This is a genomic window from Rhodococcus sp. P1Y (assembly GCF_003641205.1).
In the GTDB taxonomy this organism is placed as follows: Bacteria; Actinomycetota; Actinomycetes; order Mycobacteriales; family Mycobacteriaceae; genus Rhodococcoides.
Genome location: NZ_CP032762.1, coordinates 1,854,120 through 1,867,185, shown reverse-complemented (window position 1 = coordinate 1,867,185; position 13,066 = coordinate 1,854,120). Strand labels below are relative to the sequence as shown.

Sequence of the window (13,066 nt, the reverse complement as noted above, 5' to 3'; positions counted from 1 at the left end):
CGGGTCACCAATCGTGCATGCTGCCGTCGAGACGGCGGTTGACGGGCAGGTAGCGGGGGTTGTACGGGTACTTCGCAGCGGCGACTTCGTCGAACTCGACGCCGATCCCCGGCTTGTTGCCCGGGTGCATGAAGCCGTTCTCGAACGTGTAATCGGCGTGGAAGACGTCGGACGTCGGCTCGACGTGACCCATGTACTCCTGGACGCCGAAGTTCGGGATCGACAGGTCGACGTGCAGCGCCGCAGCCAGGGACACGGGCGAAAGATCACCTGCGCCATGCGATCCCGACTTGACACCGTAGAGATCGGCAAGCGAGAAAATTCGACGCAGGTGCGTGATGCCACCCGCGTGCGACACCGACGCACGAATGTAGTCGATCCACCGGTTGGTGATCAGATCCTGGCAGTCCCAGATGGAGTTGAAGATCTCGCCGACGGCGATGGGCGTCGTCGTGTGCTGGCGGATCGTCGCGAATGCACTCTGATCCTCGGCGGGTGTCGGATCCTCGATCCAGAACATCCGCATCTCTTCGAGGTCCCGGCCCAGTCGACCGGCTTCGATCGGCGTCAGTCGGTGATGGACGTCGTGCAGAAGGTGGAAGCCGAAGCCGTGCCGTTCACGGACAGCACCGAGCATCTCCGGTGCAAACTTGAGATATGGCGCGGTGTCCCACGAATCTTCCTGTGGTGCAGCATCGGAAGCCGGTTCGTAGAATCCGTTCTTGGGAATTCCATACGTTTTGTCGAGTCCGGGGATGGCCGATTGGGCACGCACCGCCCGGTAACCCTCGTCGAGGTGGCGGCCGACGTCGTCGAGCATCTCCTCGACGCTCGCGCCACTGGCGTGCCCGTAGACCATGATTCCGTCCCGAGCCGCGCCGCCGAGCAACTGGTAGACCGGCATGTCGGCGGCCTTGCCCTTGATGTCCCACAGCGCGACATCGATGGCGGCGATGGCCGTCATCGTCACCGGCCCGCGTCGCCAGTAGGCGCCCTTGTAGAAGTACTGCCATGCGTCCTCGATGCGCGACGCGTCGCGTCCGATCAGCAAGGGCGTAAGGTGATCTCGAAGATACGATGCCACGGCGAGTTCGCGGCCGTTGAGTGTCGCATCGCCCCATCCGACGATGCCCTCGTCGGTGGTGATCTTCAGTGTCACGTAATTGCGGCCGGGCGCCGTGACGATGACGGTCGCGTCGATGATCTTCATCGTGTTTCCCCTGTGTCTATGACGATCTTGAGCTGGGTCGGGTCGGTCAGCGCGGCTTCGAGAGCGGCGGCCGAATCCGCGAGCGAAAAGCGGGAGGTGACGAGGGTGCGCAGATCGACGCGTCCCTGTGCTGCAAGACCGATGGCCTGTTCGAAAGCGGCCGGGCCGTAACGGAAGCATCCCCGGATGTCGAGCTCCCAGCGCTGAACGAGGCCGATGGGAAACTCCGCGTCCTGACGCCCCGGCACGCCGACGAGCAGGAGAACGCCTGCGGGACCGAGTGCGCGGGCGGCGTCGGCGATGGCACCTGGGTGGCCCGAGCAGTCGAAGGCCACTTCGGCCGAGGCCGGTTCCACAGCGGTTTCACCGGACAGGATTGCTGCCGACGCTCCGAGCCGGAGAGCCACGTCGAGCCTGGCCTGCGAGACGTCGGTGATCGTCACCTCTCGGGCACCGAGTGCGAGAACCGTTTGCAGAACCAGCAATCCGATCGGTCCTGCACCGGTGATCACCACGCGCTTGCCGAGTACCGAGCCTGCGCGCGAGGCAGCCCATGCCGCGACGGCGAGCGGTTCGATCAATGCGGCGACGTCGTCGGTGACGGTCTCGGGAAGTGCGTGCGCGAATGCAGCGGGCATGACGACCGAGCCTCGAAGCAATCCGTTGTTCGGAGGGGACCCGAAACAGACGACGCTCGGGTCGACGTTGTAGTGGCCCGCCAGGGCGAGCGGCGTGTGCGGAGCCGGAACTGCGGGCTCGATCGCGACGCGCTCACCGAGCCGTGCGGTGTCGACACCGTCGCCGACCTCGACGATCCGTCCGAATCCTTCGTGGCCGAGAACGGTGGGCCTGGTGAGGACATTGGCTCCGTTACGGCCGTCGGCGTAGTAGTGAAGGTCCGACCCGCACAGGCTCACGCCGTCGATCTGGACTCGAACCTGACCTGCGCCGACGTCTGCGCGGTCGATGTGTTCGATCCTCAGGTCGCGGCTGCCGTGCAGGACTGCCGCGAGGTCCTGGGCGTCTGTGCTCATCGTTAAGGCCTCGTTACTCTCGGAACTAGGTACTGAGTACTTGAATATCAGCGCTGCCATACTAGCGCCTGAGTGACGTGCGTCAAACAAGTCCGCTTGGTTCCGAATAGGTCACTACCGGCGTCGACCATTACTCTGGCGACCGTGAGCACCCGAAAAGTCACCGCGCGCGAGGCCGCATACAAGGAGCTTCGGCACCGCATCGTGTCACTGAAGTTGCCACCGGGAAGCCCATTGTCGGAGAACGAACTCGCCGAGCACCTGTCCGTGAGCCGTACCCCGGTACGCGAATCTCTCATTCTCCTCGCCGAGGAAGGACTCGTGCAGGTGTTCCCGCAACTGGGTACGTTCGTCTCGCGAGTCGATACCGACAAGGTGGCCGACGCGCAGTTCGTACGTGAGGCCATCGAAATCGCATCGCTGAAGGATGCCGTCGCAGCACGTACCGACGACGACATCGCAGCACTGCGGGAGAACCTTGCGCGCCAGAGCGAGCCCGACCTGAGCATGGACGATTTCTTCGAGCTCGACGAAACGTTCCACCAGACCTTACTGTCGGCGGGCGGACACTCCGCGGCATGGCGATCGGTCGAATCGGCGAAAGCACACCTCGATCGCGCCCGACGCCTCGGACTGCGCGACACGCGGCCGATCCCGGAACTGATCGCGCAGCACACCGCGATCGCCGACGCGGTGGAGAATGCCGATTTCGACGCCGCCGAACGCGCGATGCGCGATCATCTGCGCGCGGTGTTCGACGACGTCGAGCGAATCAAGGAGGCGAGCCCACATCTGTTCTCGGACAGCAACGAACGGCCGACGCGCCGGGTGATTTCGAGCTGGTAATTGCGGCTACGCCGCCCGTGCGCGCATACATACCTTCCGACGTAACTACCCACTCACGGGCGGCGAAGCCGCCTCATCGCCACGCCAGCAGCACACTCTCGCCCTCGGGCCGTTTCCACGGTAAGAAGATTGCTACTGCCAGAGCGCACGTCAGAGCCGAACCCACGGTGACGAAGGACGCGAGCTGGAACCCCTCGAGCGATGCCGCTTTCATGGAGTAGACGAGATCCGCCTTCTGGGCAGCGAAGATCGAATTGGTCGGCGCTTTCACGATCTCGATGACGCTGACGACGGTTTCTCGCGCAAATGCCTTCTGGTACGGCTCCATCAAGGCGTCGGGTATGGCATCGATCTTCGGTCCCACCTTCGCGGTGTAGATGGACGCGACGATCGAACCCAGAACGGCCACGCCGAGAGTGCCGCCGACCTCGCGCGTGGTGTCGTTGACGGCGGAGCCCGCGCCCGCTTCGTCGAGAGAGACCGAAGACATGATCGATTCCGTCGCGGGCCCTTGGACGATGGCAAGACCCAGGCCCATCAGCACCATCGAGATCAGCACCGGGCCAAGGTACGGAGTCTCGACTTTCACCTGCCCGGCGATGAACATTCCTGCGCTCATGACGAGGAGGCCGAAGACGATGACGGCGGTAGTTCCGATTCGCTGCGCAATCATCGTGGCAAGGGGAGCGCCGATGGCGATCGACACTGCGAACGGTAGCGAGTGGATGCCGAACTGCAGCGGGCTGAGTTCCATGACTCCCTGAAAGTACTGGGTGATCATGAAAAGAAAGCCGAACATCGAGAAGTAGCCGACGGCAATGGCCAAGGCCGGCAACGAGAATCGTCTGATCCGGAAGAGATTCATGTCGAGCACCGGCGAGTCGCTTCGTAATTCCCACCAGACGAATCCGGCGAGACACAACGCACCACCTGCGTACGCGGCGACGCTGACGGCCGACAGCCACCCCTGATGTGGGGCTTCGATGATCGCCCACACGATGACGGTGATGCCGACGATCGACAGCGTGATGCCGAGTGGGTCGTACTTACCCACGTGCGCGGCGCGGGATTCGGGTACGACCGCAACTGCAGCGAGGAGCACGACCACCGCAACCGGCACGTTGATCCAGAATACCGAGTGCCACGAGAAGTGTTCCAGCAGAAAGCCTCCCGCGGTCGGTCCGATTGCGATCGCGAAGCCGGCCATCGCAGTCCAGGCGGCGATGGCGAGTGCCCGCTCCTTGGCGTCGGTGAAAATGTTGATGATCAGGGCAAGGGTTGCTGGAAACACCGCTGCCGCACAGACTCCCATTGCAGCTCGTGCTGCAATGACCTGACCTAGGTCGGCAGCGATCGCGCCACCGATCGACATTACCGCGATGCCGGCGAGACCGACGATCATGACCTTCTTTCTGCCGTACCGGTCGCCGAGGTGACCGAACGCGAGCAGGAGTCCGGCGAACGCCAGCGTGTAGGCGTCGACCACCCACTGCAGGCCGCTGATACTCGAGCGCAACTGCAGACCCATCGACGGCAGAGCAACATTGACGACGGTGTTGTCCAGCACCACCAACAATTCGGCGGCGCAGATCACGACCAGCGCGAGCCATCGCTGCCTGGACGAAAGTACGGGCGCACGTGACGCAATCTTCTGAGGCATCGAGGAAGTCCCTTCGAATTATGACGCCGAACATAGCGCCGTAACCCGAAAGGTAACTGTAACTCTGGGTAATAGCAATACCCGGGAGTCAGGACCTCCCATCGGCCCCGTCGAGTGCGGACTCCAGCCACAACAGAAGTTCGGTTTCCACTCGGTCCAGCGCGACCGTGCTGCGCTGGGCCTTCGCAATGATCAAGGCGCCCTCGAACGAGGAGATTGCCATGGTCGCGAGGGCCCTCGAGCGCTCTTGCGACAGCCCTCGCTGCCACAGAGACGCAGCGATCGTGTCCTCCCACGACGTGAACGACTCCCCCGCGGCGGCGAGCGCCGCGGGTGAATTGGCACCCTCCAACGCTGCTGGGGCCACCGGGCACCCCGCCGTGTAACCGGTCGATTCCAACTGATCGCGAAACCCGCCGATGATCGCCTTCAACGTCTCCGCAGGACCGTGATTCGCAAGTCCAGCCGAGATCATCGACCCCATCAACGCACCGGCGGTTCGCGTCGCCTCCTCCACGAGCTGCGGTTTACCTCGGGGAAAGTGATGGTAGATCGACCCTCGCGGCGCCCCCGCATGCTCGATGACGTCGGCGAGCGAGGTGGCCTCGACGCCCTTTTCCCGAAACAACTGAGCCGCGCTGCGCAGCATGTCGTCACGGGCGGTGCTCTTACTCACGCGTACTCCTTCGACCTGATTCGAGCCCTCGAACGTGCGCCATGGACTGTTGACGTAACCGCCAGTAACGTTTACAGTCGACAGCGCTATGCATTCGAGCATAACGCTGCGAGTCGCCGCGGCGTGTAAGGAGTCACCATGCACACCGAACGTACCTCCAGCACGTTGGACTCACCTCTCACGCTCGCGTGCGGACAGGTCCTCCCCAACCGGATCATGAAGGCCGCGCTCAGCGAAGGCCTCGCGACCGGTGAACACTCCCCCGACGTCAGGCTGGAACGGCTGTACACGCAGTGGGGCGCGGGCGGGTACGGCCTCGTGTTGACCGGCAACGTCATGGTCGATCGGCGCCACATCGGCGAACCGGGCAACGTCGTCATCGAGGACGACCGCGATCACGACGCATTGTCCCGCTGGGCCAAGGCGACTCGCGACGGTGGATCGCCGGTGTGGATGCAGCTCAATCACCCGGGCCGTCAGGCCAACCCGCTGGCCACGCACGCCAAGCCGGTGGCGCCGTCCGCTGTTGCGCCCGGAATCCCCGGCCTTCCGGCACCCCGAGCACTGACCGACTACGAGATCGGTGACATCGTCGAGCGGTTCGCAGCCGCGGCCTCGGTCGCCGAAACCGCTGGATTCGACGGAGTGCAGATCCACGGTGCGCACGGGTACCTCGTCTCACAATTTCTCTCACCGTCGGCCAACAAACGCGACGATCGATGGGGCGGCGACCTCGACGGCAGGATGCGGTTCGTTCTCGAGGTCGTCCGCAGCATCAGGGCAACGGTGTCCCCCGGCTTCGCCGTCGGCATCAAACTCAATTCGGCCGACTTCCAGAAGGGCGGATTCACCGAGGAGGAGTCACGCCTGGTCGTCGAGCAGCTGACGGGCGAGCACATCGACCTCATCGAAATCAGCGGTGGCAGTTACGAATCGCCGGCGATGATGGGTCGGCCGGTTACCGTCGCCGACAGCACCCGAGCGCGTGAGGCGTACTTCCTCGACTACGCGCGGGAAGTTCGGCAGGCGGCAGGCGATGTCCCCCTCGCGGTCACCGGCGGCTTCCGCACACGGTCGGCCATGAGCGTCGCCGTCGGTTCGGGCGACTGCGATGTGGTGGGACTCGGCAGGCCCGCAGCGGTGGTGACGGCGTCGGGACACGCGTTGATTCGCGACAGCGCCGAACGCCTGGAGTCTCCCCGGATCACCCTTGGTCTTCCGAAGAAATACTCGGCACTCAAGTCGCTCGACGGCGCTCTCGATCTGCAATGGCATACCGATCAACTCCATTTGGTCGGAAACGGCGGCGACCCCGACCCCGGGCGTCCGCTGTGGAAGACCACCGCGACCATGCTGCAACGAAACGGTGTCGATGCATTTCGCAGCCGTCGAGGCTCCACCGGTCCCGACCCCGCACTACGCAAGTTCGAGCGCGAGCGGTTCATCGGGCGCTACCTCGCGAATCCTGTGATGCGAGGGCTCACCGCAGCCGGCGTGCGTATCTCTTCTATGACCGACATCGAAACCGTCGGGCGGAAGTCGGGGCTCGCACGGCAGGTCCCCGTATCGGCAAAATTCGACGCCACCGGAGCATGGATCATTTCGCAGCACGGCACCAGGTCCGGGTGGGGTGCCAACATCGCCGACGAGCCGCGTGTCCGGCTTCGGGTGGGTACCGAATGGCGTCCGGGAACAGCAGTGTTCGTGTACGACGACGATGTCACCGAACGCGCCCGCTCGTTTGCATCGAATCCGCTTCTGAGGCGTCTCGTCAGTGCAGCGTTCACTGCGCTGCAGACAACTCCGATTTCGGTACGGGTGACGTTCGACCGATAAGCGGGGGCAGAAAGAGATCGTCAGTCGCGCGACTGATGTGATTGGCGGCGGACAGCGGGATGATCGAGCAATGGACACTCGCTACGACGCATGGCCCGCCCTTCCCGTCGATTCCTGGATCGACACCCGGGACACCCTGCACCTGTGGACCCAGATTGTCGGCAAGACCCGGATGGCGCTGGGTCCTGCGATCAACCACTGGTGGGGCGTACCGCTCTACGTGGACGCCCGCGGCCTCACGACGTCGCTCATGCAGGCCGGCTCATCGTCGGGAACAGCTGTGGGCCTGGAAATCCGGTTCGACTTTCTCACACACGAACTCGAGTTCCTGGTGACCGACGGACAGACCCGCCGGATGAACCTCGAACCGAGGACTGTCGCCGACTTCTACGCGGAGTACACCAGGCATCTGCGCGATCTCGGATTCGACATCGACATCGTCGGGACACCCGTCGAACTTCCCGATGCGACGCCGTTCGCCGAGGACACCGCACACTCTTCCTACGATGCGAACGCGGTGTCTGCCTTTTGGCGGTCACTCGTCAGTGCCCATTCGGTGTTCGCGGCGTTTCGCGGTGAGTTCCGCGGCAAATCCTCACCCGTGCACTTCTTCTGGGGCGCATTCGATCTCGCAGTTACTCGGTTCTCCGGCAGGTCTGCACCTCCGCACCCGGGCGGTGTCCCCAACTGTCCCGATTGGGTGATGCACGAGGCATACAGCGACGAGGTCTCCAGCGCTGGGTACTGGCCTGGAGGTGCCGAGGAGGGCGTGTTCTACGCGTACGCCTACCCTCACCCCGATGGATACGACACCCATCCGGGGGTCGAATCACCCGCCTACTGGGACTCGGCCCTCGGCGAGTACGTCTTGCCGTACCACCTCGTCAGGCAAGCATCCGATCCCGAAGGCACCGTGCGCAAGTTCCTCGAACAGACCCACAACGCTGCTGCCGAGACTGCCGACTGGACGTGAGCGCGCCGGCTGAAGGTCAGGCGCTCCACCCCTCGGAGGCGGTGCTGTCGATGACACCGCGCAGCTCGTGTCGCTTGCTGATCCCGAGCTTCGGATACACGTGGTAGAGATGCGAACCGATCGTGCGCGGGGACAAGTGGAGTTGTTCGCCGATCTGGCGGTTGGTCAGCCCCTCGGCCGCGAGCGTGGCGATGTGCTGCTCCTGCGCGGTGAGGGAGCCCCAACCATCGCGGGCGTCGGCCGAAGCCGTCGCGCGCGCACCACCCGCGGCGCGGAGCTCGGCGCGGGCGATGTCGGCGAACACCGTCGAGCCCACTCGCTCGAAGGTCTCCAACGCCTGGGACAGCATCGGCCTCGCATCCGTCGGCCTCCGGTTGCGGCGGAGCCACTCCCCGTAATGCATGCGCGCCCTTGCGCGTTCGACCGGCCACTCGTCGGCGGCCGAGTCGAAGATTGCAAGCCGATAGTGCCGTTCGGCCGTGCGTGTCGTCTCGCTGACGAGCGCGGCGGCGAGGTGTCGAAGCAACTTGATGCGGACGGGCGGACGAGAACCGATTGCCCGTCCAATGGCAGTGACGGCACGGCGCGCCGCTGTGTGCTGTCCGCTTCGCGCGCCCGACCAGCCGAGGTCGGCGATGGCAAGAACCGACTGAACGCTGTGGGAGGGGGTGCCGTCACGTCCGAAGAGACCGTTCAGCCGTTCGAAGGCGCCGGAGAAATCTCCCCGCACACAGGCGATCAAAGCCTGAGAACGATCGAGGTCGACGGAGAGCGCAAGGTTTGCTCGCGGCTCGAACAACGTAGCCGCCCGAGCAAGATGAGCCGAAGCGAGATCGAGGTTACCTCGGTGCGTCTCCATCGTGACCCGGTGGGTTTCGACGATCGCGTCGACGATCGCCATCTTTCCGACCGCGGCGACATCGGCGGCCTCGTCGGCCGCGGCGTCGAACTCGCTCCATCGGCCCGTGTCGATCAAGGCGCCGGCGGATGCTGCCATTCCCATTGCGCCTGCGCCGAGACTTCCGGTTTCGCGCAGGGAATCGATACCTCGCGCGAAAAACGACAGCGCATCGATACTCTTCTCACTCAGGTACGCGCGGGTTCCCTCGGCGAGCAGATACGAGATCTGTGCGGCCACCGATGACGTCGGTGCGGACCATTCTCCTGTCGAGAGTCCGAGTTCTCCGGCAGCATATTCGGTGACGAGACGCCTGACGGAGTCCTTGGCGGCGTCGGGCATCGGTGAAAGGAAATACCCGTTGTCCGTTGATGATTCGGGGATCCGACCCACCAATGTCGCGAGCTTCTCACGTCGCCACTCGCCCCCACTGAAGTGCGCAGCTCCGAGCGCGGTGAACAACAACGCCAGTACGAGCCCCTCTTCGATCGACGGCGATTCGGCAAGAGTACGAACGACGACATCGAACGATTCGTCGGGTCTCGCAGTCTGCAACAGGATCGAGGCGGTGGGAAGCGCTGCTGCGCTTCGGATCTCGACCGAATCGCTCGTGCGACGCACGAGCGCGGCGAGTGCCAGTCCCCAATGCGGGTCGCCCGCCATATACGCGGCGTGGGCTGCCCGCGCGTACCGGCGCGCAGCGGCCTCACTGTCCGGCGAGCACTGGGCAGCGCGCTCCAACGCGCGTGCCACCTCGAAGAACCCACCGCGGCGTTGGGACAGCTCGGCAGCGTCTTCCAACTCGGCCGCGACGGTCTCGTCGGGTCCATCGGATCCGGCGGCTCGGTGCCACGCGCGGCACGGCGGGTCGTCGACCAACAGGTCGGCGAAATCGGCGTGTGCCCTTCGTCGTTCGTCGGAAGTACAGTCCGAGTACGCCGCCGCCCGGGCGAGCGGGTGAACGAAGTGCACCTTCCTTCCGTCCACGGAGATCAACCCGGACCGCTCGGCCTCGGACCATACCGACAGATCCGATCCGAATCCCGCTGCTGCGGTGATGACGTCCGCGCTTTCGTATCCGGATCCGGCCGCCGCGTACAGCAGGAGCTTACGGGGGGCCGCCGACAGCGCCGCGAGCCGCACGGAGAACAACGACTGGACCCGGCGGACGCGGTCGACTCCGGCTCCCGCCAACATTGAAGTACCGGACCGGGCCACCGCTCGACTGAACTCGATGATCGCCAAGGGATTGCCCTCGGCCTGGTGAATGATCTCGAGCCGGGCGGAGTGCGACGGCATTGCCGGCTGCCGATCTATCAACGCCGCTGCCTCCGCGTCGGACAGGCTGGGAACTTCGACGGCAGCCATTCCGGGCGCGACACCGTCGGGTATCCGATGGCCGCGGGCGCTGCACAGGGTCGCCATAGGACCTGCGATCCTGCGCACCGCATACACGACGAGATCGAGAGAGTCACGGTCGATCAAGTGCGCATCGTCGAGCACCAACAGCAGCGGGCGCGCTCCAGCAAGCATCTCGAGCAGGTGCAGGACCGAATGCCTGCACGCGAGCATGTCGATGACCGCGGGTGGCTGCACACGACCGAGGACCTCGTCGAGGGGTCTGCGAATCTGCTCCGGCATCTTGTCGATGTACGACATGACCGGCCAGAGCAACTGCTGGAGCCCCGAGAACACCTGCTGGGTTTCGGCGTCGACACCCGAGGCCGTCAGGACTCGGGTGCCCACCTCACGCGCGGCGTCGGACGCATACCTGAGCAGCGTGCTCTTACCGATACCGGCCTCACCGAGAAGCCACAGCGTCTTCTCGCCGCTTCCCGGTTCCGACGCCATGTCGGCAAGGGTTCGTGCGAGCTCTTCTCGCCCTACCAGAGCGGGCGCACTCACAGCCGACTCGATCTCCGGGGCGCTCGCAGCAATGCTCGGTCCCCGCAACCGACTGCCATCGAACACCGCCCAAAGTTGTAGCTACGATCATGTCGGTGTCATTGTGGCATCACGTCAGGAACAGCGCGGCACTACCAGCCGGGTCAGCTGCGCAGGTAGGCCACCACAGCCATCACGCGGCGGCTCAATCCGGTGGAGTTCGCCAGTCCGAGCTTGTCGAAAATTGCGTTGATGTGCTTCTCCGTGGAACTCACAGAGATGTGCAGATCAGTCGATATTCGCGCATTGGTGTACCCCTGAGCCATCAACTCGAGGACGTCACGCTCACGAGGAGTGAGTCGTTCGAGTGGATTGGATTGCGACGTGCGTGACAGCAGCGCTCGCACCACCTCGGGGTCGAAGGCGGTCCCGCCGGCGGCAACCCGGTTCAAGGCGTCCAGGAAGTCGTCGACCTCGGCGACGCGGTCCTTCAACAAGTACCCGACCTTCCCTCCGGAACCGCTGATCAACTCTGCCGCGTAACGGTTCTCGACGTACTGGGAGAGCACGAGTACTGCCACCTCCGGCCATCGGCTGCGAATGGTCAGCGCCGCCCGCAGCCCCTCGTCGCTGTGTCCGGGAGGCATTCGGACGTCGGTGACGACGATGTCGGGACGATCTTGTTCCACGGCGTCGAGGAGCGCATCGGCGTCCGAAACGGACGCAATTACATCGTGACCTTCGTCCACGAGCATGCGGACAAGACCCTCACGGAGCAACGTCGAGTCCTCGGCGACCATCACCCGCACGGGACGCTCGCTGTCACGATCGTCGGGCCGCCGACCGGGCTGTGCACAGTCAGGGTGCCGTCGACAGCGGTGACGCGTCGGGCCAGTCCTGACAAGCCTGCGCCACACGGATCAGCCCCACCGGGCCCGTCGTCGGTGATGGTCACAAGCACACGGTCGAACCTTTGGCGGGTGACAGTGACCTCGACCAGATTGGGGAACGCATGTTTGGCTGCGTTGGTCACCGCCTCCGAGACGACGAAATACACGACCGTCTCCACAGCGGGTCGCACCCTCTCTGTCAGTTCGTACGCGAGTCGGATGCGAACACTCGCGCGCTGTGCCATCACCTCGATCGCTGCGTGCAAACCGTCGTGATCGAGCGCCGCCGGGTACACGCGGTTGGCTACCTCACGCAGCTCCCGCATTGCGCCCTGAGATGCGGCATGAGCCCCAGCGAGGAGTTCGCTTCGCTTGTCGTCCTCCTCGGCGCGACGCGCCCTGCCGATGAGCATCCCGACCGCAACCAACTGCTGCTGTATGCCGTCGTGCAGGTCGCGCTCGATACGACGGCGTTCCTCGTCGATCGCATCGACGACGTGATCGCGGCTGCTTGTCAGTTCGGCCACCCGCCGGTGCAGCGCACGGTCGGACTGCCTGCCGAGTACGTGGACGACGAACCAGCGGTCCAGGGATCCAACACCTCCCACCCCGACAACCGCGACGAAGATCAACAGGATTCCGGGCAGCGCCGCCCCCGCTACGAGTCGACCGTCAACGCGGTCGGTGTTCTCGACAACACCCCAGCTGCCGTTGAGGATCCACGCCGAGACCATCGATCCGGCCACGACGAGACAGAGCGTCAGCAGCAGGACTACGCCGATTCCGAGTAGTCCGATCGTCCAGCGCATCCCGAGATACCAGCGGCAGCGGTGAGGGGTCAGCACGTCCGTGCGAAGCCGACCGTGGAAGCGGGTGATCCTCTTGATCTCGAGCTCGGTCAACGCGAGGGCGCCCTCGTCGACTGCGGTGCGTAGACGCACGCCCCGCCGGCCGAGGACGCGCGCCGGCGGGGCGACCAACAACGCCACCACGGTGTACAGAAGCGCCGAGACTGCCGTGACGCCACCGAGAAGAACCCCGGCGAACGCGATCATCCATCGCCGAAGTAGCGAGCTGACGGCGACCCGATCTGCCATGTCGGGTGGGTACACGACACGGTTTCCCAGCACCCCAGCAGTGTAAGCCGAGCCGCTGGCCA

General features: G+C 64.6%; 10 protein-coding genes. 3 read left to right on the top strand and 7 right to left on the bottom strand.

Going from position 1 to position 13,066, the window contains the following annotated elements; all coding sequences use genetic code 11:
- Nucleotides 1-4: 4 nt before the first annotated feature.
- Both manD and D8W71_RS08725 read right to left on the bottom strand, forming a co-directional pair.
- Nucleotides 5-1,210, bottom strand: a complete 1,206-nt coding sequence (gene manD, locus D8W71_RS08730) for a D-mannonate dehydratase ManD (RefSeq protein ID WP_121112715.1) — start codon at nucleotides 1,208-1,210, stop codon at nucleotides 5-7.
- Nucleotides 1,207-2,244, bottom strand: coding sequence for a zinc-binding dehydrogenase (locus D8W71_RS08725; protein WP_121112713.1), 1,038 nt, complete (start codon nucleotides 2,242-2,244; stop codon nucleotides 1,207-1,209). Before D8W71_RS08725 ends, manD begins: the two co-directional genes overlap by 4 nt.
- Nucleotides 2,245-2,388: 144 nt before the next feature.
- On the opposite strand from D8W71_RS08725, the gene D8W71_RS08720 reads away from it, so the two are divergent.
- Nucleotides 2,389-3,090 carry a GntR family transcriptional regulator gene (locus D8W71_RS08720; protein WP_121112711.1) on the top strand — a complete coding sequence of 234 codons (702 nt, stop codon included), beginning with the start codon at nucleotides 2,389-2,391 and terminating at the stop codon, nucleotides 3,088-3,090.
- A gap of 73 nt (nucleotides 3,091-3,163) precedes the next feature.
- Here D8W71_RS08720 and D8W71_RS08715 read toward each other — a convergent pair whose 3' ends face one another.
- Nucleotides 3,164-4,750, bottom strand: coding sequence for an MFS transporter (locus tag D8W71_RS08715; RefSeq protein WP_121112709.1), 1,587 nt, complete (start codon nucleotides 4,748-4,750; stop codon nucleotides 3,164-3,166).
- Between the two features lie 88 nt (nucleotides 4,751-4,838).
- Entirely contained in the window at nucleotides 4,839-5,426 is a 588-nt protein-coding gene (locus tag D8W71_RS08710) for a TetR/AcrR family transcriptional regulator (RefSeq protein WP_236077797.1), read from the bottom strand.
- Nucleotides 5,427-5,564: 138 nt separating this feature from the next.
- Between D8W71_RS08710 and D8W71_RS08705 the strand changes: the two genes are divergently transcribed.
- Nucleotides 5,565-7,262 carry a nitroreductase family deazaflavin-dependent oxidoreductase gene (locus tag D8W71_RS08705; RefSeq protein ID WP_121112707.1) on the top strand — a complete coding sequence of 566 codons (1,698 nt, stop codon included), beginning with the start codon at nucleotides 5,565-5,567 and terminating at the stop codon, nucleotides 7,260-7,262.
- Nucleotides 7,263-7,332: 70 nt separating this feature from the next.
- Nucleotides 7,333-8,235: a DUF5996 family protein gene (locus tag D8W71_RS08700; RefSeq protein ID WP_121112705.1), complete on the top strand. Its 903-nt coding sequence runs from the start codon at nucleotides 7,333-7,335 to the stop codon at nucleotides 8,233-8,235.
- A 16-nt stretch (nucleotides 8,236-8,251) separates the two neighbouring features.
- Here the strand turns inward: D8W71_RS08700 and D8W71_RS08695 are convergent, their stop codons facing one another.
- From D8W71_RS08695 to D8W71_RS08685, 3 genes are all read right to left on the bottom strand, one after another.
- Nucleotides 8,252-11,104 (bottom strand): AAA family ATPase, encoded by a 2,853-nt coding sequence (locus D8W71_RS08695; protein ID WP_236077796.1) that lies wholly within the window; start codon nucleotides 11,102-11,104, stop codon nucleotides 8,252-8,254.
- Between the two features lie 77 nt (nucleotides 11,105-11,181).
- Nucleotides 11,182-11,826 carry a response regulator gene (locus tag D8W71_RS08690; RefSeq protein ID WP_121112703.1) on the bottom strand — a complete coding sequence of 215 codons (645 nt, stop codon included), beginning with the start codon at nucleotides 11,824-11,826 and terminating at the stop codon, nucleotides 11,182-11,184.
- Entirely contained in the window at nucleotides 11,817-13,037 is a 1,221-nt protein-coding gene (locus D8W71_RS08685) for a sensor histidine kinase (RefSeq protein ID WP_121112701.1), read from the bottom strand. The genes D8W71_RS08690 and D8W71_RS08685 overlap by 10 nt, the downstream gene beginning before the upstream one ends.
- Between the last annotated feature and the right edge of the window lie 29 nt (nucleotides 13,038-13,066).

Bases quoted from the DNA above. Each gene is read 5' to 3' on its own strand.
- manD (WP_121112715.1), bottom strand. From the start codon at position 1,210: ATGAAGATCATCGACGCGACCGTCATCGTCACGGCGCCCGGCCGCAAT.
- D8W71_RS08725 (WP_121112713.1), bottom strand. From the start codon at position 2,244: ATGAGCACAGACGCCCAGGACCTCGCGGCAGTCCTGCACGGCAGCCGC.
- D8W71_RS08715 (WP_121112709.1), bottom strand. From the start codon at position 4,750: ATGCCTCAGAAGATTGCGTCACGTGCGCCCGTACTTTCGTCCAGGCAG.
- D8W71_RS08705 (WP_121112707.1), top strand. From the start codon at position 5,565: ATGCACACCGAACGTACCTCCAGCACGTTGGACTCACCTCTCACGCTC.
- D8W71_RS08700 (WP_121112705.1), top strand. From the start codon at position 7,333: ATGGACACTCGCTACGACGCATGGCCCGCCCTTCCCGTCGATTCCTGG.